The sequence below is a fragment of the Delftia sp. SD018 genome (genome assembly GCF_017355445.1).
GTDB lineage: Bacteria > Pseudomonadota > Gammaproteobacteria > Burkholderiales > Burkholderiaceae_C > Comamonas > Comamonas acidovorans.
Window position 1 is genome coordinate 416498 of sequence record NZ_JADDRN010000001.1, and the last position, 23793, is coordinate 440290.

22 protein-coding genes are annotated in these 23793 nt (G+C 66.8%); 14 read left to right on the forward strand and 8 right to left on the reverse strand.

Features of this window, described 5'->3' with window-relative positions; genetic code table 11:
- Nucleotides 1-8 precede the first annotated feature (8 nt).
- The 8 genes from tatA to galE form a co-directional block, all read right to left on the reverse strand.
- The gene (tatA, locus tag INR38_RS01855) at nt 9-248 is read right to left on the reverse strand and encodes a Sec-independent protein translocase subunit TatA (RefSeq protein WP_013800780.1); all 240 of its coding nucleotides are present in this window, start codon (nt 246-248) and stop codon (nt 9-11) included.
- A 192-nt stretch (nt 249-440) separates the two neighbouring features.
- Entirely contained in the window at nt 441-803 is a 363-nt protein-coding gene (locus INR38_RS01860) for a histidine triad nucleotide-binding protein (RefSeq protein WP_207441731.1), read from the reverse strand.
- A gap of 41 nt (nt 804-844) precedes the next feature.
- Nucleotides 845-1876, reverse strand: coding sequence for a patatin-like phospholipase family protein (locus INR38_RS01865; RefSeq protein WP_207441733.1), 1032 nt, complete (start codon nt 1874-1876; stop codon nt 845-847).
- A 19-nt stretch (nt 1877-1895) separates the two neighbouring features.
- Nucleotides 1896-2288: a membrane protein gene (locus INR38_RS01870; RefSeq protein ID WP_013800783.1), complete on the reverse strand. Its 393-nt coding sequence runs from the start codon at nt 2286-2288 to the stop codon at nt 1896-1898.
- Nucleotides 2285-2698, reverse strand: coding sequence for a phosphoribosyl-ATP diphosphatase (locus tag INR38_RS01875; RefSeq protein ID WP_016450992.1), 414 nt, complete (start codon nt 2696-2698; stop codon nt 2285-2287). Before INR38_RS01875 ends, INR38_RS01870 begins: the two co-directional genes overlap by 4 nt.
- Entirely contained in the window at nt 2695-3093 is a 399-nt protein-coding gene (gene hisI / locus INR38_RS01880; protein ID WP_013800785.1) for a phosphoribosyl-AMP cyclohydrolase, read from the reverse strand. The genes INR38_RS01875 and hisI overlap by 4 nt, the downstream gene beginning before the upstream one ends.
- 245 nt (nt 3094-3338) lie before the next feature.
- Complete coding sequence (gene hisF / locus INR38_RS01885; protein WP_016450993.1) at nt 3339-4139, reverse strand: imidazole glycerol phosphate synthase subunit HisF; 801 nt, start codon at nt 4137-4139, stop codon at nt 3339-3341.
- Between the two features lie 76 nt (nt 4140-4215).
- On the reverse strand, nt 4216-5226 hold the full coding sequence (galE, locus tag INR38_RS01890) for a UDP-glucose 4-epimerase GalE (RefSeq protein WP_099732863.1): 1011 nt from the start codon (nt 5224-5226) through the stop codon (nt 4216-4218).
- A 235-nt stretch (nt 5227-5461) separates the two neighbouring features.
- On the opposite strand from galE, the gene INR38_RS01895 reads away from it, so the two are divergent.
- The 14 genes from INR38_RS01895 to INR38_RS01960 all read left to right on the forward strand — a co-directional run bounded on the left by INR38_RS01895 (nt 5462) and on the right by INR38_RS01960 (nt 23752).
- Complete coding sequence (locus INR38_RS01895) at nt 5462-8290, forward strand: bifunctional glycoside hydrolase 114/ polysaccharide deacetylase family protein (protein ID WP_207441735.1); 2829 nt, start codon at nt 5462-5464, stop codon at nt 8288-8290.
- Entirely contained in the window at nt 8256-12095 is a 3840-nt protein-coding gene (locus INR38_RS01900) for a tetratricopeptide repeat protein (RefSeq protein ID WP_207441737.1), read from the forward strand. Before INR38_RS01895 ends, INR38_RS01900 begins: the two co-directional genes overlap by 35 nt.
- Nucleotides 12096-12120: 25 nt before the next feature.
- On the forward strand, nt 12121-12672 hold the full coding sequence (locus tag INR38_RS01905; RefSeq protein WP_043822266.1) for a transporter: 552 nt from the start codon (nt 12121-12123) through the stop codon (nt 12670-12672).
- Between the two features lie 23 nt (nt 12673-12695).
- Complete coding sequence (locus tag INR38_RS01910) at nt 12696-14075, forward strand: PelD GGDEF domain-containing protein (RefSeq protein WP_099732867.1); 1380 nt, start codon at nt 12696-12698, stop codon at nt 14073-14075.
- Nucleotides 14068-15090: a hypothetical protein gene (locus tag INR38_RS01915; RefSeq protein ID WP_065345571.1), complete on the forward strand. Its 1023-nt coding sequence runs from the start codon at nt 14068-14070 to the stop codon at nt 15088-15090. Before INR38_RS01910 ends, INR38_RS01915 begins: the two co-directional genes overlap by 8 nt.
- On the forward strand, nt 15087-16643 hold the full coding sequence (pelF, locus tag INR38_RS01920) for a GT4 family glycosyltransferase PelF (RefSeq protein ID WP_207441739.1): 1557 nt from the start codon (nt 15087-15089) through the stop codon (nt 16641-16643). Before INR38_RS01915 ends, pelF begins: the two co-directional genes overlap by 4 nt.
- Complete coding sequence (pelG, locus tag INR38_RS01925) at nt 16643-18016, forward strand: exopolysaccharide Pel transporter PelG (RefSeq protein ID WP_012207338.1); 1374 nt, start codon at nt 16643-16645, stop codon at nt 18014-18016. The genes pelF and pelG overlap by 1 nt, the downstream gene beginning before the upstream one ends.
- A 208-nt stretch (nt 18017-18224) precedes the next feature.
- Nucleotides 18225-19031, forward strand: coding sequence for an amino acid ABC transporter substrate-binding protein (locus INR38_RS01930; RefSeq protein ID WP_012207337.1), 807 nt, complete (start codon nt 18225-18227; stop codon nt 19029-19031).
- Nucleotides 19032-19162: 131 nt separating this feature from the next.
- Nucleotides 19163-19816 (forward strand): amino acid ABC transporter permease, encoded by a 654-nt coding sequence (locus INR38_RS01935; RefSeq protein ID WP_012207336.1) that lies wholly within the window; start codon nt 19163-19165, stop codon nt 19814-19816.
- Between the two features lie 16 nt (nt 19817-19832).
- Nucleotides 19833-20585: an amino acid ABC transporter ATP-binding protein gene (locus INR38_RS01940; RefSeq protein WP_034347627.1), complete on the forward strand. Its 753-nt coding sequence runs from the start codon at nt 19833-19835 to the stop codon at nt 20583-20585.
- 218 nt (nt 20586-20803) lie between these two features.
- Entirely contained in the window at nt 20804-21643 is an 840-nt protein-coding gene (locus INR38_RS01945; protein ID WP_013800794.1) for an ABC transporter ATP-binding protein, read from the forward strand.
- Nucleotides 21640-22422 (forward strand): lipid asymmetry maintenance ABC transporter permease subunit MlaE, encoded by a 783-nt coding sequence (mlaE, locus tag INR38_RS01950; RefSeq protein ID WP_097201450.1) that lies wholly within the window; start codon nt 21640-21642, stop codon nt 22420-22422. The genes INR38_RS01945 and mlaE overlap by 4 nt, the downstream gene beginning before the upstream one ends.
- 44 nt (nt 22423-22466) lie before the next feature.
- A complete protein-coding gene (gene mlaD, locus INR38_RS01955; RefSeq protein WP_012207332.1) occupies nt 22467-22952 on the forward strand; it encodes an outer membrane lipid asymmetry maintenance protein MlaD in 486 nt (161 codons plus the stop codon).
- Entirely contained in the window at nt 22949-23752 is an 804-nt protein-coding gene (locus tag INR38_RS01960) for a VacJ family lipoprotein (RefSeq protein ID WP_013800795.1), read from the forward strand. Before mlaD ends, INR38_RS01960 begins: the two co-directional genes overlap by 4 nt.
- Nucleotides 23753-23793 lie beyond the last annotated feature (41 nt).

A 23793-nucleotide genomic window follows, 5' to 3' on the forward strand; every position in this document is an offset into this window, starting at 1 on the left:
GCGGGCCATCAGCTCTTTTGCTTGGCTTCGACGTCGATGGTGGTCTTGTCGGCAGCCGTCTGGCCGGCGACCTGGCCGGGAGCGGCTGCGGGAGTGTCGGTGGAGGTCGAACCGTCCTTCACGCCGTCCTTGAAGCCCTTGACGGCGCCGCCGAGGTCGGAACCGATGTTCTTCAGCTTCTTGGTGCCGAACACCAGAACCACGATGGCCAGGACGATCAGCCAATGCCAGATGGAAAACGAGCCCATGAGAATCTCTCCTAAGAATTGCAGGTCATTTTAGACGCCGGGCCATGGCGGCAGTTCGCAAGGCCCCACAAAAGCCGTTTGGCCGACGCAAGAAACAGAGGGTGCCCAAGCAAGAGACGGGCCACCTTGTGCCGGGCGGCAGCCGTCTGCCGCAGGCAGCATGGCCGCTGCGGCGTTTTCAGCCCTTGAGTTTCAGCCCTTGAGCCAGGGGCGGGGGCCGCCCATGACGTGGATGTGCAGGTGGTGGACTTCCTGGCCGCCTTCGGTGCCCGTGTTGACCACCAGGCGAAAGCCGCCGTCGGGATACGGGTTGCAGCCTTGCTCGGCGGCCAGGCGGGGTGCCAGCGCCATCAGGCGGCCCAGCAGCGGGGCGTCCTCAGCCTGGATCTGGGCCATGGAGGGGATGTGCTTCTTGGGCACCATCAGGAAGTGGATGGGCGCGCCGGGATGGATGTCGTGGAAGGCGAAGACTTCTTCGTCCTCATAGACCTTGCGGGAAGGGATCTCGCCTTTGGTGATGCGGCAAAACAGGCAGTTCGGGTCGTGGTCGTGCATGGCGCTACAGGAATCCTGGGAAGCTGGCGGTAGGTTGGAAATCAGGCCGGATTGTCGTTGATGCGCAGCGTCTGGCGCACGCCGATGTCGCTGCGGTGCTGCTGGAGCCACTGCTGGCCCTGCTCGCGTCCGAGCTCGAACAGCTCGCGCACGAAGCGCATGTCGGAGCGCGTCTTGGTCGAGGCGCCATAGCCCTTGAGCACGGAGCCGCCGTCCACTCGGTGCAGCAGCACCTTTTTGTAGCGTGTCGGGTCCAGCTTGCCCTGCTCGAGCAGGCGCTTGACGAACTCGATGGCGCGCAGCTCGGCCAGCAGGCCGGCGTTGAAGGTGACCTCGTTCATGCGGTCCATGATGTCGGCCGCCGTGTTGGGCAGATCGGTGTGCTCGATGGGGTTGATCTGCACCAGCAGGATGTCGCTGGACGCCGTGCCGTAGATCAGCGGGTACAGCGCCGGGTTGCCCGAAAAGCCGCCATCCCAGTAGGGCTCGCCGTCGATTTCCACGGCCTTGAACAGCTGAGGCAGGCAGGCCGAGGCCATGACCGCGTCGGCACTGAGTTTTCTGCCCGAAAAGATGCTTCCCCGGCCTGTGCGCACATTGGTGGCGCAGACAAAGACCTTGGGCACCACGCCTTCCACGGGCGGATGCGTCAGCGCCTCGAAATCCACGACCCGTTCGAGCAGCTTGCGCAGCGGGTTGATGTCCAGCGGGTTGGTCTGGTAGGGCGAGAAGAACTGGTTGAGCACGCCCATGAAGGGGCTGCCCGGCAGGGGCGCGCCCCACATCAGGCTGCCCATGGTGCCCACGCCTTCCCACAGTTCGGTCAGCGTGGCGCGGGCCAGCTCGGCCCCCAGCGCCTGGGCGGCCGCCGGATCGCTTTCCTGGCGTGCAGCCTTGGCAAAGCCCTGGGCCAGGGCCACTGCATTCATGGCACCGGCGCTGGTGCCGCTGATGCCGTCGAAGACAAAGCTGCCGTCTTCCAGCAGCGCATCGAGCACGCCCCAGGTCAAGGCGCCGTGCGAGCCCCCGCCCTGCAGGGCGAGGTTGATCTTGCAGGTCGGGGTCGGAGTCATGGCGGTGTGCCCGGGACCTTCAGCGGTCCACGGCCTGGTTGCGGTTCATGGCGACCATGCCGCGCACGATGCGGTAGAGGAACCAGATGGAGATGACGGTCCAGGCGATCCAGCCGGGCACGAAGAACAGCAGCCACAGCGGCGCCGTGACCAGGTACAGGATGCCGGCCCAGATCACGCTGCGGATGCGCCACGAGAAGTGATTGGCCATCCAGCTGCCTTCGGCGTCGCCGCGCTTGACCAGATCGATGATCAGGGCGATCACCAGCAGCGCAATGCTGGGCTGGGCGCCCGGCACGACGGCGGCCACGGCCACCACCAGGTGCAGCAGGTAGCTGACCCAGCCCCAGGCCTTGAGGCCTTCGATGCGGGACTGGTCCAGGGCACGGACTTCGATGTAATCGTCATTCATGGCAGCGGTCCTTTCTCGTTCACATCACGTTCCTGGGCCTTGCGCAGCGCTTTTTCCTCGATGCCGCTGGTGCCTTCGCGGCGTTCCAGCTCGGCAACGACCTGGGCGGGCGTCAGGCCATAGTGGGCCAGGGCGATCATGCTATGGAACCACAGATCGGCCACTTCGTAGAGGATTTTGCCGGCGTCTCCGCCATGGTCTGCGTCCTTGGCTGCCATGACCACTTCGGTGGCCTCTTCGCCGATCTTCTTCAAAAAGGCATCCGGGCCCTTGTGCAGCAGGCGGGCGACATAGCTCTTGTCGGGGTCGCCGCCGTTGGCGGGCTTGCGGCTTTCGATGACGGCGGCCAGGCGCGCCAGGGCGTCCAGCGAGGAAGTGCTTGCGGTGTCGTTCATGGTCGTGGAATTCATTTGTAGATCGATTCGGGGTCTTTCAAGACCGGATCGACGGCCTGCCACTGGCCGTTCTGCAGCACGCTGTAGAAGCAGCTGTGGCGCCCCGTGTGGCAGGCAATGCCGGGCTCGTGGCCGGTCTGGGTGATCTTGAGCAGGACCACGTCGTTGTCGCAGTCGATGCGCACCTCGTGCACGGTCTGCACGTGGCCCGATTCCTCGCCCTTGAACCACAGCTTGTTGCGCGAGCGGCTGAAGTAGACGGCGCGGCCAAGCTCGGCCGTCTTGGCCAGGGCCTCGCGGTTCATCCAGGCGAACATCATCACGTCGCCCGTGTCCTTTTCCTGCGCAATCACGGGCACCAGGCCCTGCGCATCCCATTTGACTTGATCTAGCCAGTTCATTGCCTGCATTGTGAATATCCTGGGTGGGCATCCCTGTGACAGGATTGTCAGGAATTGCCTGGATTGAAAATACACCCCCCTGAGTCGCTTCGCGCCTTCCCCCTCTCTCGCTGCGCGGGAGGGAGACGACAGCCTTGCTGCGGGGCGGCCCTTGCTCGCTGTCCCTGGTCCCTTGGGCCGCGCCGGTTTCATGGGTTGTGGGCGGCGCGAGCGCCATGGAAAACTGAAATGAAGGAGTCCGCCGACGCGCCGTATCAGAGGCGCACGGGCACGCCGCGCTCGGCCATGCGCTGCTTGGCCTGGCCCACGGTGAATTCGCCGTAGTGGAAGATGCTGGCGGCCAGCACGGCGTCGGCGCCGCCCAGGGTCACGCCATCGGCCAGGTCGTCCAGCGAGCCCACGCCGCCCGAGGCGATCACGGGCACGGGCACGGCGTCGCTGACGGCGCGCGTGAGCTTCAGATCGAACCCGGACTTGGTGCCGTCGCGGTCCATGCTGGTCAGCAGGATCTCGCCCGCGCCGCGGCGCGCCATTTCGGCGGCCCACTGCACGGCATCCAGGCCGGTGTTCTTGCGTCCGCCGTGGCTGTACACGTCCCAGCCGGGGCCGGCAGCGCGGCCATCGGCGCCCATGCGCTGCTCGTCCTCGGCGGTGCGCCGCTTGGCATCGATGGCCACGACGATGCATTGCGCGCCGTACTTGTCCGAGGCCGCATTGATCACGTCGGGATTGGCGATGGCGGCCGAGTTGAAGCTGGTCTTGTCGGCGCCCGCGTTGAGCAGGCGGCGCACGTCCTCGACGGTGCGCACACCGCCGCCGACGGTCAGGGGAATGAAGACCTGGCTGGCCACGGACTCGATGATGGGCAGGATCAGGTCGCGCCCGTCGCTGGTGGCCGTGATGTCCAGGAAGGTCAGCTCGTCTGCGCCCTGGGCGTTGTAGCGCGCGGCGATCTCCACCGGGTCGCCCGCATCGCGCAGTTCCACGAAGTTCACGCCTTTGACGACGCGCCCTCCCGTGACGTCAAGACAGGGGATGATGCGTTTGGCAAGCATGGGCAGACTCGTGGCTAGGGCGTGAAACAAGGGCGAAAAGATACCACGCCCTCGGCGCCCGCAGGCGCTGCGGGGTTCAGCGCTTGAGGCCTGCGGCCTGGCTTTGCCAACGCCATGCGTCTTCGCACATGCGATCGATATCCAGCGCAGCCTTCCAGCCCAGCAGGCGCTCGGCCTCGGCGGGGTCCGCCCAGCACTGGGCCACGTCGCCGGGGCGGCGCGCCACGATCTGGTAGGGCACGGGGCGGCCGCTGGCGCGCTCGAAGGCCTTGACCATCTCCAGCACCGAGACCGGGCGCCCCGTGCCCAGGTTCACGGTCAGCAGGCCCTGCTGCTCGCGCAGATAGCGCAGCGCCGCCAGGTGGCCGCGCGCCAGGTCGGTGACGTGGATGTAGTCGCGCACGCCCGTGCCGTCCGGCGTCGCATAGTCATCGCCATAGACACTGAGCTGCTGGCGCTGGCCGATGGCGACCTGCGACACATAGGGCATGAGGTTGTTGGGGATGTCGCGCGGGTCCTCGCCGATCAGGCCGCTTTCATGGGCGCCCACGGGGTTGAAGTAGCGCAGCCGTGCCAGGCTCCACTGGCCGGGCTCGGCGCGGTCCAGGTCGGCCAGCATTTCCTCGATCCACAGCTTGCTGCGGCCGTAGGGGTTGGTGGCGGACAGCGGAAAGTCTTCGCGGATCGGCAGGCTGGCCGGATCGCCGTAGACCGTGGCCGAGGAGGAGAACACCAGGCTGCGCACGCCCGCCGTCCGCATGGCCTGCAGCAGGGCCACCGTGCCGCCCACGTTGTGTTCGTAGTAGCGCAGCGGCTGGGCCACGGACTCGCCCACGGCCTTGAGCGCGGCGAAGTGGATCACCTCGCGGATGGAGTGCTCGGCAAACAGCCGCTCCAGCGCGGCGCGGTCGCGCACGTCGCCCTCGACGCACAGCGGGCGCCGGCCCGTGATGCGTTCCATGCGGTCGAGCACATCGGGGCTGCTGTTGCTGAAGTTGTCGTAGATCAGGTAGGGCTCGCCCGCAGCGGCGAGTTCCACGCAGGTATGCGAGCCGATGAAGCCGGCGCCGCCTGTGACCAGAATCATGAATACCTTTCATTGGTGATTTTTCTGCCTGCCTAGTATCGCCATAACCCAGCTTCCCCCAGGCTTCAAGGGCGCCGAGCACAAAAGTAGGGAGAAGACACGTTTGCAGACAAAAACCGGTATGCTCGCGCCCGCATTTCGTCGGACTGACGATAGCTTTTATCAAATCGACTAGAAATTTGATGTACAAAAACTATGAATTGACCGTGCGTGGCCGCACCCCGAGGAGAAGGCCGTGAACGCTTTCCTGCGAACCTGCCTGTTTTGCTGGGGGCTGTTGTGCGGCTGGGCGGTGCAGGCCGCCGAGCCAGCGGTTGCCGTCTATTACGGGAACAAGGCCTCGCTCAGTGAACTGAGCCTCTACGACATTGCCGTCGTGGAGCCGGGCCACGGCTACGACCCCGTTCAATTCCGCAAGCAGGCTCCGGGTAGCGAGCTCTACGCATATGCCTCCGTGGCCGAGGTGCTGCCCGAGCGCGCCTACTTCAGCAAGATTCCCGAGGCCTGGAAGATGGCGCGCAACGGCGCCTGGCAGTCCATCGTCCTGGACCAGACGCCTGCGCAGTGGCCCGCCTTCTTTGCCGACGAGGTGATCGCACCGCTGTGGAAGCAGGGTTTTCGGGGCTTCTTCCTGGACACGCTGGACTCCTACCGCCTGGCCGCGAATTTCGACGAAAAGGCCCAGCAGGACGGCCTGGTGCGCGTCATCGAGACGCTGCACCAGCGCTATCCCGGCATCCGCCTGATCCTGAACCGGGGCTTCGAGATCGTGCCGCGCGTGAGGGACAAGGTACAGATGGTGGCGGCCGAGTCGCTGTTGCGGGGCTGGGATGCCAGCCTCAAGCGCTATGTGAACGTGCCCGAGAAAGACCGCGAATGGCTGCTGCAGCAACTGCAGACCATCCGCGAGCGTGACCGCCTGCCGGTGCTGTCCATCGACTACGTGGCCCCGCATGACCGCGACGCCACGCGCGAGACGGCCCGCCGCATTGCGCAGCTGGGCGTCATTCCGTGGGTGTCGGATGCAGGCCTGCAGACCCTGGGCATAGGCCAGGTGGAGGCGGTGGCGCGCAGGGTGTTGATTCTCTACAACGGTGCCGACTATCCGTCCATCAACGGCGCATCGGCGCACCGCTTTCTGGAAATGCCCATCAACTACATGGGCTACGTTGCCGACTACGCCGATGTGCGCGAGCCCCTGCCCGAAGGCGTGGCGCGCGACCGCTATGCCGGCGTGGTGAGCTGGTTCGGCGGCGCGGTGCCCGAGATGCGGGCCAAAAGCGTGCGGCAGTGGTTGGCCAACCAGGTGCAGCAGGGCATGCCGCTGCTGGTGCTCAATACGCTGGGCCTGTCCCAAGACCGCACCATGTCGGCCGCCCTGGGCACGCGCAGCACGGAAGCGGCACCCGTGTTCCCGCTGCGGCGCGCCGAGCAGGCGCCGCTCATGGGTTTCGAGATACCCCCGGCCGAGCCAGCGCACGATTACGAAGGCTGGGAGTTCACGCCGCAGATGGCCAAGGGCAGCCGTGAGCTGCTGTCCTTCGACGACAAGCGGGGGCGCCGTTTCGTCTCTGCCGCCATCACGCCCTGGGGCGGCTTTGCGCTCATGCCCTATGTGGTGGTGAGCATGCCGGGCACCGATCAGTCGCGCTGGGTGATCGATCCCTTCGCGCTGTTGCGCGAGGCGCTGCGCCTCCAGGACTTTCCGGCGCCCGACGTCACCACCGAGAACGGCCGCCGCCTGCTGCTGGCCCATGTGGACGGGGACGGCTTTCCCTCCAAGGCCGAGCTGCCGGGCACGCCCTTCGCGGGCGAAGTGCTGCGCCGCGAGATTCTGGAGCGCTACAGGATCCCGCACACCATCTCGGTCATCGAGGCCGAGGTCTCCCCGCAGGGCCTGTATCCGCAGTGGGCCGAGCAGCTGGAGGGCATTGCCAAGCGCATCTTCGCCATGCCCCATGTCGAGATTGCCAGCCATTCCTACTCGCACCCCTTCTTCTGGGAGCCCGGGGCAGCGCCCGACGGGGATGACAGCAAGGAGGTGAATCTCAACCTCCACATCCCCGGCTACCAGATGGACATGAACCGGGAGATCAATGGCTCGGTCGACTACATCCGCAAGCGCCTGGCGCCGCCCGGCAAGCCGGTGGACGTGTTCCTGTGGACCGGCAACACGGCGCCCAGCGCCGAGGCCCTGGCCATCTCCGATGCCGCCGGCCTGCTCAACATGAATGGTGGCGACACGGCCATCACGCGCAGCAATCCCTCGCTGACCGAGGTGCGCAGCTGGGGTCTGCGCAAGGGCGGCCACCTGCAGATCTATGCACCCGTCACCAACGAGAACATCTACACCAACCTCTGGCACGGGCCGTTCTACGGCTTCGAGCGCGTCATCGAGACCTTCGAGATGACCGAGGCTCCCCGGCGCCTGAAGGCCGTGGACATCTACTACCACTCCTACTCCGCCAGCAAGCAGGCCAGCATCAAGGCGTTGCACAGGATCTACCAGTGGGCGCTGGCGCAGCGGCTGAACCCGGTCTACAGCTCCGAGTACATCCGCAAGGTGCAGGATTTCTACGAATTCGCCATCGGCCGCGACGCGCAGGGCTGGCGCCTGCGGGGTCCGGGCCAGCTGCGCACGCTGCGCATGCCGCCCGGCATGGCCCTGCCTTCCATGGCTGCCAGCAGCGGCATTGCCGGCTATGCCAAGGGGGCAGACGGCAGCTACCTGCACCTGGCCGGCAGCGCCGGATACCTGGTGCAACAGACGCAACAGGACGCCGCAGGCGCGGCCGCCCACGCGGCGCGCCCCTATCTGGTGGATGCCAATGCCCGGCTCACGCAATGGCAGCCCCAGGCCGACGGCGGCGTGCGCTTCGCCCTGCAGGGCCATGTGCCGCTGGAGCTGCGCATGTACCTGCCTGCCGGCTGTTCGCTGAGTTCCGCGAACGCCGCCACGCCCCTCCTTGCCGTGGCGGGTGCCGATACCGGCAACGCCAACCTCCGTTCCTTCAGAAGTACCCAAAACAGTGTCGAACTCCAAGCGCAATGCCGGGGGCTCTGAGCGCCCCATCACGGTTCCCTTCTGGCTGATCGCGCTGCTGGCGGTACTGATCGGTGGCGCCCTGTGGATGCTGTTTCCCAAGCAGGATCTGGAGCGCCGGCTCTCCGTCACCGGAGATGACTCCGAGCTGTCCTACAACTACCTGAGCAACCTGCTCAAGAGCGATCCCGGCAACGAGAACCTGCGCGCCCTGCTCAAGGCCAAGGAAGAGCGCCTGCAGGCCATCAAGCTGGCGCGGGAAGAGGCGGCCAAGCAGGCACTGCCCAGCGCAGCCGTCCAGGCCTGGGACCACTGGCAGGCCGCCTACCAGGGCTATCTGGAGGCGCAAAAGCAGGACCACCGCGCGGGCGGCCAGGCCGAGGCGCTGGCGCCGCAGGTGATGCAGGCGTTGAAGGACGTGCCGCTGCAGGGGCTGACCCAGGAGCAGGCGCTGTACCTGGCCTCGTCGGCGCTGGTGCTCAAGGACGCACCGCTGGCCCTGGGCATCTACGACGATGTGGCAGGCCGCCAGGCCGATCCCGCGCGCAAGGCGCAGGTCTATGAATCCGCAGCGCGGCAGGCGCTGGGCATGTCCCTGTACGAGGAATCGGCCCGGCTGCTGCGCCAGGCCAGCGCCACGACCGAGGACGTCCAGCAGTCGCGCGCCTACCTCTGGCAGGCCCTGCAGGTGCTGCAGTCCGGCAACCGTGCCAACGAAGCGCTGGCGCTGGCGCGCCAACAGGAAGAACTGCTGGGCAGTGACCCCGAGACGCTGCGAAAGCTCATCGGCCTGGCGCGCGCGGCCGGCAACCGGGCCGAGGCCGAGCGCTATGCCAAGCGGCTGCTGCAGCTGTCGCTGCTGCAGCAATGGCAGACGCAGGTGGCCGGGGCTTCGGGTGTCGGTCCGGACCCGGTTGCCGACGACGGCGCCTGGGCGCTGCAGCCCGTGGCCTGGACCGCGCCGGGCTGGCGCATGCTGCGCACGGCCGATCCCGTGCGCAAGCCGCCGCCGGGCCTGCCCTTTGACGACAAGACCTACCTGCTGGGCTACGAGGTATTCCTCGAAAACCGCAACCTGGAAGATGCCTGGCGCGTGGCCACGGCCGCCGTACGCCAGGCGCCGCAGGACATGGCCTGGCGCGAACGCCTGGCCCAGGTGTCCGAATGGATGGGGCAGCAGCAGCAGGCCCTGGACAACTGGCTGGTCATTGCGCAGAACACGGGGCGCGAGGATGCCTGGAAGACGGTGATGCGCCTAGCGCCGGGCCTGTTCGACGACCGCGCCCTGATTGCCGGCCTGCGCCACCAGTTGAGCCGCCGTCCCCAGGATGCCGCGCTGCAGCAGGCGCTGGTCCAGGCCTACGAGCGCCAGGCCGAGCCCGGCGAGGCCATCGACTATCTGCAAAAGCACGGCAGCACGCCGCAGTCGCAGATCCTGCTGGCCCAGCTGGCCGAACGCGCAGGCCGGTCGCAACTGGCGCTGCAGGCCTGGAAGCGTGTGCTTGCCGATCCCGAGCAGCGCACGCCGGCCCACGCCATGCCCGCCGCCGTGCTCGCGCTGCTGCAGGGCGAGCCGGCGCTGGGCCTGCGCTGGCTGGAGGATGCGCAGACGCGCATTCCCGCCGGCATGCAGGACGAGGGCGAGTACTGGCGCCTGCTGGGCGACCTGGCCCAGGACCAGCGCCAGGAAGCACTGACGCTGAAGGCCTACCGCCGCCTGCTGCAGACGCCGCACGCCGGCATCAGCGACTACGACGAGGTGATACGCCTGCTGCAGCGCGCCGACCGGCGCGAGGCGGCCCGGATGTCCCTGCACGCCTGGGAGCAGTTCCATGACGTGCGCCATCTGACGCAGGCCTTCTATCTGCTGGAGGACCTGGAGGACTGGACGCAGATCGGCAGCCAGGTCGAACGCATCTTGGCCGACCCAGCCCTGGTCAAGCGCCTGCAGGGCCAGCCCACCTTCTTCCAGATACTGGGCGCCTACTACCAGCGCACGGCGCAATCGAAAAAGGCCATGGAGGCCTTCGAGAAGGGCCTGGCCCTGGACCCCGGCTCCACGCCGCTGCGCCAGGGCCTGATGTGGCTGCTGATCGACACGCAGAATGCGGCGGCCCTCAAGCTGCTGCTGGCGGCGGCCGAGCCTGTCTGGGCGCGCGATGCCGACATGCACGGCGCCCTGGCGGCGGCCTACATGACGCTGTCGCGCCCGGCCGTTGCGCTGGAACGCTATCTGAAGCCGCACCGCGCCGAGCATGCCGACGACTTCCTGTGGATGATGCAGTACGCCGACGCGCTGGAGCAGAACCAGCAGGCCGATCGGGCCTGGAGCCTGAGGCAGCAGCTGTGGACGCGCGAGAAGGTGCGGGCACGCGCCCAGGACGGCGCAGCGGCCCTGGCCGCCCGCAAATGGCTGACGGCCGAGGGGCTGGACGAGGTTCAGCGCCAGGCCCGCAGCCGGCTCATGCTCTTTCACACGCAGGGCGATGCCGAATTCGCCCTGATGCGCGAGCTGCTGCGCATGGACCTGGAAGGCGGGCGCCGCGAGCATTCCGCCGCTGCGGCCGAACTGGCCATTGCCTGGCTGCAGGAGCGCGGCGAGTACCAGGCCGAGCGTGGCTACCTGTGGCAGCAGTACGCGCGCAGCCGCAGCAAGAGCGCCAGCGCGCCTTTGTGGGCCGAGATCACGGTGGCGCTGGCGGAAAAGGATGTGGCCCAGGCCGGGCAATTGCTGCAGCGCCATGACGAGGCGCTGCCGCGCTATGACCGCGTCAACGCGGCAGCCATGGTCGGCGATGTGCGGCTGGCGCAGACGGCGGCTTTCGAGAACATGGCCGACCAACCCGACGACGATCCCCTGCACCTGGCGCTGACCGAGCAGCTGCTGGCCTTCAGCGACTACGGGGGCCTGCAACTGCGCAACCGCCGCATGGACGCCATCGACGAACAGGTCTCCCGGCTGCGCTGGCATGTGGGCCTGAACCCCCGCTGGGCGCTGGACCTGGATGCCGAGGACGTGCGCCGCACGGTCAACAAAAACACCCTGGTGCGCGGCCCCTCGCAGGAGCGGGGCATCGGCCTGCGCCTGACGCGCAAGACGCAGTCGGCCTCCAGCGAATTCATGCTGGGCCGGCGCGAAAGCCTGGAGAGCTACACGCCCATGCAGTTCACGCAGACCTACAACGTGGACAGCCGCTGGAGCCTGCAGGCATCACTGGGCCGGCACTTGGCCACGCAGGAAACGCTGGCCATGCGCATGGGCGGCATGAAGGACCGCGTGTCGCTGGGCAGCAGCTACCAGCTCTCGCGCCTGGACCAGATCACGCTGGAGCTGGCATCGGAGCGCTACCGCGTGCAAAGCGGCGCACGCGTGGGCTCCGGCAACCATGCGACGCTGCAATACCTGCACACCTACCGCAGCGAGGCGCCCACCCTGCAGTTCGGCGCCTTCACCTCCTGGCACCGCTACAGCCGCAACGACCCGGCGCTGCTGCAGGGCCGGGATGCGGCCATCCTGGGTTACCTGCCGCCGTTCAACGATCCCACCATCGACTATCTGCTGCCGCGCAGTTTCCGCTTCTCGGGCCTGCAGATGATGTTCAACACGGGCTACGAGCAGCAGTACACGCGCGCGCTGCGGCCCTACGCCAGCCTGGCCCTGACGCACCACAGCGTCAACGGCGCGGGCTACGAGCTGGGCATGGGCCTGGCCACCCGCCTGTTCGGCGCGGACCACCTCGCGCTGGGCCTGAATCTGTCCAAGTCGGGCATCAACACCGTGGGCAATACCCGCGAGCTGTTGCTGACCTACCGCCTCCACTACTGATCCGAAGACTTCAAGGAGCCTCTCCATGACACACCGCACCACTTTCGCCTCCCGCCTTCGCGTGCTCACGGGTATTGCCCTTGTCGGCCTGCTGTCTGCCTGCTCGACCATCGACCGGGGCACGGCGCCCGCGCTGGAGACGAACGCCAGCTGGGCGGTGCTGCCCTTCGAGAACCACACCGAAACGCCCATGGCCGGCAACCGCGCCGCCGCCATTGCCACGGCGCTGATCAATGCGCGTGGCGTGGGCCAGGTCAAGCGCTACACGGGCGATGCACTGCAGGAAACCCTGTTCGACGGCCGCGAAGCCAAGCGCCGCGACGACGCCCTGGCCTGGGCGCGCGGCGAAGGCGTGCGCTATGCGCTGACGGGCGCGGTGGACGAATGGCGCTACAAGGTGGGCGTGGATGGCGAGCCGGCCGTGGGCGTGACCTTGGAGATCGTGGACGTGGGCACCGGCGCCACCGTGTGGAGCGGCGCGGGCGCGCAAAGCGGCTGGAGCCGCGAGGCCCTGGCCGCCGTGGGCCAGAAGCTGATCCGCAACCTGCTGGGCACAGGCCTGGCCAACGCCCGATAAGCGCATCCAGGGAACGACTCTTCATGCCAGACCAAGCCAGCACGCCCAAGGCGGCACCGCATTCCGCCGCACCGCGCCGCGCCGGCATTGCCGCGGAATTCAGAGGCTCGCCGCTGGGCCTGCTCGTGCAGACGAGCGCCAAACCCTGGGTGGTGGTGGGCGAGACGCTGCTGCTGCCGGTGCTGGCCGTTTTGATCGGCATGTGGGCCAACCCGGACAACCCCCTGTGGGTGGAGTCCGAGTTCCCCTGGGCCTGGCTGGCGCCCGTGGTGGTGGCCCTGCGCTACGGGCCGGTGGCCGGCCTGTCGGCGGCCGGCGTGCTGCTGCTGGCCTGGCTGGGCGTCAACCAGCGCGATCTGTCGCTGTTCCCGGAACAGTACTTTCTGGGCGGCCTGATCCTGGTCATGGTCGTGGGCGAGATCTCCAGCCTCTGGCGCGCACGCATACGCCGCGCGCGCACGGCGCAGAACTACATGGACCAGCGCACCGAGCAGCTGATCCGCCAGCATTACCTGCTGCGCCTGTCGCATGACCGGCTGGAGCAGGAGCTCATAGGCCGTCCCGTGTCCATGCGCGATGCCATCAACGTGCTCAGCGGCCTCAGTGGCGCCGAGGGCGATGCGCAAAGTCTGCTCAACCTGCTGTCGCGCTTCAGCCAGATCAGCGTGGCCAGCCTGGTGCCCGTGCGCAATGAGGTGCTGGACCCCACGCCCATTGCCCAGCTGGGGGGCGAGCGGCCCATCCATGTCCACGATCCGCTGGTGCGCCAGGCGCTGGACAGCCATGTGCTGTGCCATGTCTCGCAAAGCATGGCGGAGGGCCAGCAGACGCAGTACATCGTCGTGGCGCCCATGCTGGACCTGGAGGGCGAGATCTACGGCCTGCTGCTGGTCGAGGAAATGCCTTTCTTCGCACTGCAGGAAGAGGCGCTGCAGACCATCAACCTGCTGCTGGGCTACTACACGGACAGCGTGGCCGCCAACAGCCTGGCTGCGCCGCTGCTGCAGGCCTATCCCGATTGCCCGCCGCATTTCGCGTTCGAGCTGCAGCGCATGGAGCATGTGAACCGCAGCGCGCGCCTGAGCAGCGTGGTGGTGGCGCTGGAGCTGTCGCCCTCGGCTGTGCAGGCCCAGATGGCCCAGCAGATCATGCGGCTGGAGCGCATGCTGGACCGCTCCTGGCTGCAGGAAAGCGATGGCCGGCAGCTGCTGGCCATCTTCATGCCGCTGGGCACCAACGCCACGGCCGAGGGCTACCTGAACCGCATCGAGGGCTGGCTGGCCCAGCGCGGCGTGGCCTCGCTGGCCGATGCGGGCATCTTCCCGCGCACCATCTTGCTGGACCGCTGCTCGGCCAGCAGCGTGCTGGAGCGGCTCCATCAGATGGGGCAGGGCCATGCTTAACCTCAAGCTGGCCCTGGGCGCGCTGGCCGCGGAGATCGCTTCCTGGAGCAGCCTGTGGCTGCTGCGCAGCCAGTCGGACGCGGCCCTGCTGGGCTATCTCACGGCCCACGGGCTGGCCAGCGGCCTGCTGGCGCTGTGCCTGGCGCCCTTCCTGGCCACCTCGGCCAAGTCGGTGCGCCAGCGCCTGGCCCTGGTGGCGCTGATGGGGCTGTTTGCCTATGCCGTGCCGGTGGCCGGCATCCTGGGCGCCGTGGTCGCCACCATTGCGCTGCACACCCAGCGCGGCCCGCGTGGCGGCCCGCGTTTCCCGGTGATGCCGCTGCCTGATTTCGACCCGCACCAGCAGGCCAGCACCAGCCGCCGCCAGGCGGGCCTGCAGTCCTTCCTGGCCAATCCCAATGTGCCGGTCGCCTCGCGCATGCGGGCCATGGTGGCGCTGGGCAGCGTGCCGGGGCGCATTGCCTCGCCCATGCTGCGCACGGCGCTGGGCGATTCCAGCGAAGACCTGCGCCTGCTGGCCTACAGCATGCTGGACGCCAAGGAGCGCGAGATCAGCAAGACCATCCACCAGGAGCTGCAGCTGTTCGAGCATGCCCGCCAGTCCGAGGGCGATGCGCCCTACGGGCCGCGTGGCCTGCAAGCGGCTCGGGCGCTCACCGACCTGTACGCGGAGCTGGTCTACCAGGGCGTGGCGCAGGGCGATGTGCGCGACCACGCCATCAAGCAATCCCTGCACTACTGCGACCTGGTGCTCGCTCAGCGGCCCGACAACGCCTTGCTGCTGCTGCGCCGTGGCCGGCTGCTGCACATGCAGGGCAGGGCGGTGGAGTCGCTGGCCTGCTATGAGCGCTCGCTGGCGCTGGGCATGGAGCCGGCGCGCGTCGTGCCCTACCAGGCCGAGCTGCTGTTCGATCGGCGCGAATTCTCCAAGGCGCAGGCCCTGATGCGTTCGCTGGACATCGAGCAAGCCCTGCCGCGCCTGAAGCCCAGCATCCGCTACTGGAGTGCCTCATGAGCCGTGCGAGCCAGTTCCCCACGGCGGCCAATGCAGACATCGCGCTGCTGCTGGAAGGCACTTTTCCCTATGTCAGCGGTGGTGTGTCCAGCTGGGTCAACCAGATCCTGCAGGCCTATCCCGAGCACCGCTTTGCCATCGTCTTCCTGGGCAGCCGGCGCGAGGACTATGGCGATTTCCGCTACGCACTGCCGCCCAACGTGGTGCACTTCGAGCAGCACTACCTGTTTGACGCGCTGCACTCCAATATCCAGCCCGCCCCTTCGCGCGGCCATCCCGAAGCCTTGGCCAAGGCCCAGGAATTCCTGGGCGCGCTGGAGGCGCACGACGGCAGTGCCGAAAGCCGGGCCAAGGTGCTGGCGGCCATGCGCTCCATTGCGCTGGAGCTGCAGCCCGGCGGCAGCCTGCCGCTGGAGGATTTCCTGCACAGCGAATTCGCCTGGGACCTGATCCGCGACAGCTACCGGCGCCACTGCACCGACCCGTCGTTCGTGGACTTCTTCTGGACCGTGCGCATCATGCTGCAGCCGCTGTGGCTGATGGCGCGCATCGCCCATGGGCTGATCCCGGTGCGCGTGCTGCATACCGTCTCGACCGGCTATGCGGGATTTCTGGGCGGCCTGCTGCACCATGCGCGCGGCCTGCCGCTGGTGCTGTCCGAGCATGGCATCTACACCAAAGAGCGCCAGATCGACCTGCTGCAAAGCTCCTGGATCCGCGACAACCGCAACATCTTCCAGCGCGACCCCATGGAGGTGTCGTTCTTCCGGCAGATGTGGATACGGTTTTTCGACTGGATGGGGCGCTTTTGCTATGGCGCGGCCGATCCCATCATTGCGCTGTACGAGAACAACCGCCTGCGCCAGGTGGCCGATGGCGCGGCCGCCGAGCGTACGGTCAGCATCCCCAACGGCATCCGCATAGAACGCTTTGCGCCGCTGCGCACCCAGCGGCCCGCCGAGACGCCGCCCGTGCTGTGCCTGATCGGCCGCGTGGTGCCCATCAAGGACATCAAGACCTTCATCCGCGCCATGCGCCGCGTGGTCAACCGGATGCCCCAGGCCCAGGCCTGGGTGGCCGGCCCCACGGCCGAGGACCCGGCCTATGCCGAGGAATGCCAGAACCTCGTGGACAGCCTGGGCCTGCAGGCCAACGTCCGATTTCTGGGCATGCAGAAGGTGGAGGAGCTGCTGCCCAAGGTGGGCGTGGTCGTGCTGTCTTCCATCAGCGAGGCGCTGCCCCTGGTGATTCTCGAAGCCCAGGCCGCAGGCGTGCCCGTGGTCAGCACCGACGTGGGCTCCTGCCGCCAGCTCATCGACGGGCTGGAGCCGCAAGACCAGGCCCTGGGCTCGTGCGGGCGCGTGGTCGGCATTGCCAACCCCGAGGCGCTGGCCGACGCCTGCCTGGAGCTGCTGAGCTCGCCCGCGCAGTGGCAGGCCGCCAGCGCGGCCGGGATTGCGCGCGTGGAGCGCTACTACTCCGACCGGCTGCTGTTCGAGCGCTACAGGCAGGTCTACGACAGGGCGCTGCAACAGTCCGAGGAAAAACACTGATGGCCGGCATTGGATTCGAACTGCGCCACCTGCTGCGCAAGAACACGCTGACCAGCGTGCTCCAGGCCTACGCCTATGCGGGTGTCATCGGCTCGGGGCCGTGGGTGTTCTCCATCATCGGCATCCTGCTGGTGGGGGTGTTCAGCGTCAGCGTGGTGGCGCCGCCGCTGCTGGTCACGCAGTTCCAGACCTCGGTGACCTACCTGGTGGCCAGCAGCCTGATCCTGACCGGGGCGGCGCAGCTGGCCTTCACGCGCTTTGTGTCGGACCAGCTGTTCCTCAAGAAGGACGAGAGCATCCTGCCCAACCTGCATGGCCTGCTGCTGGTGGTCGTGGCCACTGCCAGCGCGCTGGGCACGCTGGCGCTGTTCGTGGTGCTGCCGGGCCAGGGCCTGCTGTACCGCGTGCTGATGCTGGCCGGCTTCACGCTGATGTGCGTGGTCTGGGTCATGACCGTGCTGCTGTCGGGCCTCAAGCACTACCGGGCCATTGCCGGGCTGTTCGGCGCCACCTACCTGCTCATCGTGCTGCTGGCGCTGCCGCTGCGCTACTGGGGGCTGGAAGGGCTGTTGGCCAGCTTCGTGATCGGCCACGTGCTGCTGCTGGCCGGCATGTGGATGATCGTGCTGCGCAGCTTTCCGCTGCAGCAGCGCTGGATCGCCTTTGACTTCACGCAGCGCTCGCTGATCTTTCCGGCGCTGATCGGCATCGGCGTGCTCTACAACCTGGGCATCTGGATCGACAAGTTCATGTTCTGGTACTACCCGCCGACCTCGCAGCAGATCATCGGCGGACTCAGGGCCTCGCTGATCTACGACCTGCCGGTGTTCCTGTCCTACCTGTCCATCATTCCGGGCATGGCGGTGTTCCTGGTGCGCATCGAGACCGACTTCGTCGAGTACTACGACAAGTTCTTCGACGCCGTGCGCGGCGGCGGATCGCTGGAATACATCGAGTCCATGCGCAACGAGATGGTCTACGCCATCCAGGCGGGCCTGGGCGAGATCGCCAAGGTGCAGACGCTGGCCGTCCTCGTCACCCTGGTGGCCGGGCCGGCCATCCTGCAGTTGCTGGGCATCTCCCAGCTGTACCTGCCGCTGCTGCACGTGCAGGTGGTGGGCGCCGGCTTGCAGGTGGGTGTGATGGCCGTGCTCAACGTGTTCTTCTACCTGGACGAGCGGCGCATCGTGTTCATGCTCTGCCTGCTGCTGGTGGCGCTGAACATTGCCTTCACGGGCATCTCGCTGGCGCTGGGCGCCGCGTTCTATGGCTACGGCTTTTGCCTGGCCATGCTGGTGACGCTGTGCGTGGGGCTGTACCTGCTCTCGCGCGAGCTCAACCGGCTCGAATACAAGACCTTCATGCTGCAGTGACCGGCAGGCATCTCTCGCCATTTGCCGATTTGCACGGTCTTGATCCAGCGTGTTGGCGGGGGGCGCCGGTCTGCGCGACAATACGGGATTCGGCGCCGGTACCCAACCGAGACAAAGGTTCCGCCGAGGAACCATTCATTACAACGATTGCGCACCTTGCGTGCAGCGGCCGCCGCCTTTCGCTTTTTCCACTCCAAAGCTTTAAGCCATGAAAAAACGCACCCTCTTGGCCATGGTGGCCCTGTCTGCACTGCTGGCAGCCTGCGGCAAGAACGAGTCCGCATCGACCGCCGCCGCGCCGGTTGCCGCCCCCGTGCCGGCAGCCATGACCAAGTTGGTGATCGGCCTGGACGACAACTTCCCCCCCATGGGCTTTCGTGACGACAAGAACGAGATCGTCGGCTTCGACATCGACATGGCGCGTGAAGCCGCCAAGCGCATGAACGTGGAAGTGGACTTCAAGCCCATCGACTGGAGCGCCAAGGAGGCCGAGCTGGTCGGCAAGCGCGTCGACGCGCTGTGGAACGGCCTGACCATCACCGAAGAGCGCAAGAAGAACATCGCCTTCACCGCGCCCTACATGGAGAACCACCAGATCATCATCGTGCGCGCCAACTCCGACATCAAGGACAAGGCCGGCTTGGCAGGCAAGGTCGTGGGCGCGCAGGATGGCAGCTCGGCCGTGGACGCCATCAAGAAGGACGCCGCCGTGGCCGCCAGCTTCAAGGACCTGAAGACCTTCGGCGACAACATCACCGCGCTGATGGACCTGTCGGCCGGCCGCCTGGACGCCGTCGTGGTCGACGAGGTCGTGGGGCGCTTCCACGTGGCCAAGAAGGCTGGCGAGTACCTGGTGCTCGAGGACAACTTCGGCACCGAGGACTACGGCGTGGGCCTGCGCAAGGAAGACACCGAAGTTCTGGGCAAGCTCGAAGCCGCGCTGGCCGAGATGAAGAAGGACGGCAAGGCCGCCGAAATCGCCTCCAAGTGGTTCGGCAAGGACATCATCAAGTAAATCCGGCACACCATGCGACCGGCAAGGCCAGCCTGGCATTGCCGGTCTTTTGCGTTCTGGGACGCACGCGCCCGTGGCTGCCCGGATCCTGCCGATGCCGGCGGGGCCGCGCACCGCACTGAGGCCATTCGATGGAATATGTAATCTCGCTCATGGGGCCGCTGTCCGCCGGCGCCCTGGTCACCCTCAAGCTCTTCGTCATCACCCTGGCGCTGTCCATCCCCCTGGGACTGTCGCTGGCGCTGATGCGCATCTCCCGCTTTCCCGCCCTGAGCCGGCTGGTAGGCGGCTACATCTGGCTGATGCGCGGCACGCCGCTGATGCTGCAGATGCTGTTCATCTACTTCGCGCTGCCCTTCGTGCCCGTGATCGGCGTGCGCCTGCCCGATTTCCCTGCCGCCGTCGTCGCCTTCGCGCTGAACTACGCCGCCTACTTCGCCGAAATCTTCCGCGCGGGCATCCAGTCCGTGGACCGCGGCCAGTACGAGGGTGCCAAGGTGCTGGGCATGAGCTACGGCCAGACCATGCGCCGCATCATCCTGCCGCAGATGTGGGCGCGCATCATCCCGCCTGTGAGCAACGAGACCATCACCCTGGTCAAGGACACCTCGCTGATCTACGTGCTGGCCCTGAATGACCTGTTGCGCGCCGCGCGCGGCATCGTGCAGCGCGACTTCACCATCACGCCCTTCGTGGTGGCCGCAGGCTTCTATCTGGTCATGACGCTGGTGCTGACCTGGATCTTCCAATACCTAGAAAAACGCCATGCCAAATACGACGCGTGATAACGCGCCCGAGACCATGATCTCGGCGCAGAACATCTGCAAGGGCTTTGGCGGTGTGCCGGTGCTGCGCGGCGTTTCGCTGGAGCTGGCGCGCGGCGAGGTGGTGGCCGTCATCGGTCCTTCGGGATCGGGCAAAAGCACGTTCCTGCGCTGCCTCAACCACCTGGAAACCATTGACAGCGGCCGTGTCGCCGTCGAGGGCGAGGTGCTGGTGGACAGCGGCGCGGACGGCCGTGCCCACTACGTGCCCGAGGCGCAGATCCGCCAGATCGGCCGCAAGATGGGCATGGTGTTCCAGTCCTTCAACCTGTTCCCGCACCTCACGGTGCTGGAGAACATCATCGAGGCGCCGATCGTCGTCAAGGGCCTCAAGCGCGAACAGATCGTGCCCAAGGCCGAGGCGCTGCTCCACAAGGTGGGCCTGCTGGAAAAGCGCGATGCCTATCCCAACCGCCTGTCGGGCGGGCAAAAGCAGCGCGTGGCCATCGCCCGGGCACTGGCCATGGAGCCGGACATCCTGCTGTTCGACGAGCCCACCTCCGCGCTGGACCCGGAGCTGACCGGTGAAGTGCTGCGCACCATGCGCGAGCTGGCCCAGGAGCACATGACCATGCTGGTCGTGACCCACGAGATGGGCTTTGCCCGCGAGGTGGCCAATCGCGTGATCTTCATGGACAAGGGCGAGATCGTCGAGCAAGGCCCGGCGGAAGCCTTTTTTGCAGCGCCGCAGCACGCCCGGACCCAGGCATTTCTGCAGAACATGTTGTAAAAAAACATCTGTCCAGTCCGGACTTTCCCCAGGTCCAGAGAGCGTGCAACGCTTGTGTAGCAAGCGAAGCATGCTCTTTTTTTTATGGCGTTTTCTGCCATGACTTTTTGAGAAACATACACGGATGTATGTTTATCTCGGGGGGTGATGAGCAGGCATCGGCACCTGTCTGCACAATAGCGGGCTTGCCTGCGAACATTTATCGACCGCACCACAGCATGATCCCAACCGCCTCTTTCGTGGAGTTGCGCAACGTCACCTTCGGCTATGGCGAACGTGTGATCCTGCGCGACCTGTCGCTGCAGGTGCCGCGCGGCAAGGTCACGGCCCTGATGGGGGCGTCGGGCGGCGGCAAGACCACGGTGCTTCGCCTGATCGGCGGCCAGCAGCATGCCCAGCAGGGGCAGGTATTGTTCGATGGCAAGGACGTCACCACCATGGACGCCGCAGGCCTGTACGCCGCGCGCCGGCGCATGGGCATGCTGTTCCAGTTCGGCGCGCTGTTCACCGACATGAGCGTGTTTGACAACGTGGCCTTCCCGCTGCGCGAGCACACCGATCTCCCCGACGAATTGGTCCGCGACATCGTGCTCATGAAGCTGCATGCCGTGGGCCTGCGCGGTGCGCGCGACCTCATGCCCAGCGAGATCTCGGGCGGCATGGCCCGCCGCGTGGCGCTGGCGCGGGCCATTGCGCTGGACCCCGAACTGATCATGTACGACGAGCCCTTCGCCGGGCTGGACCCCATCTCCCTGGGCACGGCCGCCCAGCTGATCCGCGAACTCAACGACGCCATGGGACTGACCTCCATCCTGGTGTCCCATGACGTGGAGGAAACCTTCCACGTGGCCGACCATGTGGTCATCCTGGGCAACGGCGGCGTCGCCGCCCAGGGCTCGCCAGATGAGGTGCGGGCCAATCCCGACCCGCTGGTGCAGCAGTTCATCCACGCACGGGCCACCGGTCCCGTGCCTTTCCACTACCCCGGCGTGAGCGCCGAGGAAGATTTCGGCAACCCCGCAAGCTCCGGCAAGAGCAACGGCAGGAGGCACGCATGAACCGGCTGCATCCCGCACGCATCGGCGCGGCGGTACGCCAACAGCTGACGCAGCTGGGCATGGGCACGCGCCTGTTCGGCCGCCTGCTCGCCCTCATGGGGCCTGCGCTGGGCCGCCCGCGGCTGATCGGCGACCAGATCCATTTCCTGGGCAACTATTCGCTGGCCATCATCGGCGTATCCGGCCTGTTCGTCGGTTTCGTGCTGGGCCTGCAGGGCTACTACACCCTGCAGCGCTACGGCTCGGCCGAGGCGCTGGGCCTGCTGGTGGCGCTGTCGCTGGTGCGCGAACTCGGCCCCGTCGTCACGGCGCTGCTGTTTGCCGGGCGTGCCGGCACGGCGCTGACGGCCGAGATCGGCCTGATGAAGGCCGGCGAGCAGTTGTCGGCCATGGAGATGATGGCCGTGGACCCGGTGCGCCGCATCCTGGCGCCGCGCTTCGTGGCCGGCCTGATCGCCATGCCGCTGCTGGCGGCCGTTTTCAGTGCCGTCGGCGTGCTCGGCGGCTGGCTGGTGGGCGTGGTCATGATCGGCGTCGATGGCGGCGCCTTCTGGGGCCAGATGCAAAACGGCGTGGACTGGTGGTATGACCTGGGCAACGGCGTTCTCAAGAGCCTGGTGTTCGGCGTGGCGGTGACGTTCATTGCGCTGCTGCAAGGCTATGCAGCCAAGCCCACGCCCGAAGGCGTGTCCCGCGCGACCACGCGCACGGTGGTGATGGCCTCGCTGGCCGTGCTGGGGCTGGACTTCCTGCTCACGGCAACGATGTTCAGCCTTTGACCCGGCACCGGTGCCACCTCTCGCAAATCAAGGAAAAACAAACCATGCAGCAATCCAAGAGTGATGTCTGGGTCGGACTGTTCGTGCTGATCGGCGCTGCGGCGCTGGTGTTCCTGGCGCTGCAGTCGGCCAACCTGCTGAGCCTGAACTTCCAGAAGACCTATACGCTGACCGCGCGCTTCGACAACATCGGCGGACTCAAGCCCAAGGCAGCCGTGCGCAGCGCGGGCGTTGTCGTGGGCCGCGTGGAATCCATCACCTTCGACGACAAGGTCTTTCAGGCCAGCGTGACCATGGCCCTGGAAAACCGCTATGCGTTTCCCAAGGACAGCTCCCTGAAGATCCTGACCAGCGGCCTGCTCGGCGACCAGTACATCGGCATCGAAGCCGGTGCAGATGACCACAATCTCAAGGATGGCGACCGCGTCGTCGCAACCCAGTCGGCCGTTGTGCTGGAAAATCTGATCGGACAGTTCCTCTACGGCAAGGCCGAGCAGGGTGGCAGCTCCGGTGCAGGAGGCAAAGAATGACAACCAACCACCATGAACAGGCGACCGCGGGTCGCCCTGCCGCCCAGGCAGCCTCCTGGCAGCGCGCAGCCATGCTCGGCACGCTTGCCGCCGCTTCGCTGCTCGCCGGCTGCGCCACCGCCCCGGGCGAGGCACGCAACCCCCAGGATCCGTTCGAGCCGTTCAACCGCAGCATGTACTCGTTCAATGACGGGCTGGACCGCGCCGTCCTGAAGCCGGTGGCCACGGCCTACCGCGATGTCACGCCGCGCCTGGCGCGCGATGGGGTGAGCAACTTCTTCTCCAACCTGAGCGATGCCTGGTCGTTCGTGAACAACGCGCTGCAGGGCCAGGCCGAGGGTGCCTACAACTCCATGGTGCGCTTCTCGGTGAACACGGTCTTCGGCCTGGGTGGCCTGCTCGACATCGCCAGCGAGGCCGGCATCGAGCGCCAAAAGCAGGACTTCGGCCAGACGCTGGGCCGCTGGGGCGTGCCCACGGGACCGTACCTGGTGCTGCCGCTGCTCGGCCCGTCCACGGTGCGTGACACGGCGGCTCTGCCTGTGGATGCCTGGGGCAACCCCCTGACGGCGATCAACGACATCCCGGTGCGCAACAGCCTGTATGTGCTGCGACTGGTGGATACGCGTGCACGCCTGCTCAATGCCTCGGACACGCTGGACTCCGTCGCCCTTGACCGCTATAGCCTGACGCGTGACGTCTACCTGAACCTGCGGCGTGGCAAGTCCGGCGATGACGGCCGCATCGAGGACTACGACGAAGATGCCGGCAAACTGCCGCCCGAAGACGGCGCAAAGTAAGCAGTTCGTAACATCCCGAGATGAAAAACGGTCCGCGCCTG

Bases quoted from the DNA above. Each gene is read 5' to 3' on its own strand.
- tatA (WP_013800780.1), bottom strand. From the start codon at position 248: ATGGGCTCGTTTTCCATCTGGCATTGGCTGATCGTCCTGGCCATCGTG.
- INR38_RS01860 (WP_207441731.1), bottom strand. From the start codon at position 803: ATGCACGACCACGACCCGAACTGCCTGTTTTGCCGCATCACCAAAGGC.
- INR38_RS01865 (WP_207441733.1), bottom strand. From the start codon at position 1,876: ATGACTCCGACCCCGACCTGCAAGATCAACCTCGCCCTGCAGGGCGGG.
- INR38_RS01870 (WP_013800783.1), bottom strand. From the start codon at position 2,288: ATGAATGACGATTACATCGAAGTCCGTGCCCTGGACCAGTCCCGCATC.
- INR38_RS01875 (WP_016450992.1), bottom strand. From the start codon at position 2,698: ATGAATTCCACGACCATGAACGACACCGCAAGCACTTCCTCGCTGGAC.
- hisI (WP_013800785.1), bottom strand. From the start codon at position 3,093: ATGCAGGCAATGAACTGGCTAGATCAAGTCAAATGGGATGCGCAGGGC.
- hisF (WP_016450993.1), bottom strand. From the start codon at position 4,139: ATGCTTGCCAAACGCATCATCCCCTGTCTTGACGTCACGGGAGGGCGC.
- galE (WP_099732863.1), bottom strand. From the start codon at position 5,226: ATGATTCTGGTCACAGGCGGCGCCGGCTTCATCGGCTCGCATACCTGC.
- INR38_RS01905 (WP_043822266.1), top strand. From the start codon at position 12,121: ATGACACACCGCACCACTTTCGCCTCCCGCCTTCGCGTGCTCACGGGT.
- INR38_RS01910 (WP_099732867.1), top strand. From the start codon at position 12,696: ATGCCAGACCAAGCCAGCACGCCCAAGGCGGCACCGCATTCCGCCGCA.
- INR38_RS01915 (WP_065345571.1), top strand. From the start codon at position 14,068: ATGCTTAACCTCAAGCTGGCCCTGGGCGCGCTGGCCGCGGAGATCGCT.
- pelF (WP_207441739.1), top strand. From the start codon at position 15,087: ATGAGCCGTGCGAGCCAGTTCCCCACGGCGGCCAATGCAGACATCGCG.
- pelG (WP_012207338.1), top strand. From the start codon at position 16,643: ATGGCCGGCATTGGATTCGAACTGCGCCACCTGCTGCGCAAGAACACG.
- INR38_RS01930 (WP_012207337.1), top strand. From the start codon at position 18,225: ATGAAAAAACGCACCCTCTTGGCCATGGTGGCCCTGTCTGCACTGCTG.
- INR38_RS01935 (WP_012207336.1), top strand. From the start codon at position 19,163: ATGGAATATGTAATCTCGCTCATGGGGCCGCTGTCCGCCGGCGCCCTG.
- INR38_RS01940 (WP_034347627.1), top strand. From the start codon at position 19,833: ATGATCTCGGCGCAGAACATCTGCAAGGGCTTTGGCGGTGTGCCGGTG.
- INR38_RS01945 (WP_013800794.1), top strand. From the start codon at position 20,804: ATGATCCCAACCGCCTCTTTCGTGGAGTTGCGCAACGTCACCTTCGGC.
- mlaE (WP_097201450.1), top strand. From the start codon at position 21,640: ATGAACCGGCTGCATCCCGCACGCATCGGCGCGGCGGTACGCCAACAG.
- mlaD (WP_012207332.1), top strand. From the start codon at position 22,467: ATGCAGCAATCCAAGAGTGATGTCTGGGTCGGACTGTTCGTGCTGATC.
- INR38_RS01960 (WP_013800795.1), top strand. From the start codon at position 22,949: ATGACAACCAACCACCATGAACAGGCGACCGCGGGTCGCCCTGCCGCC.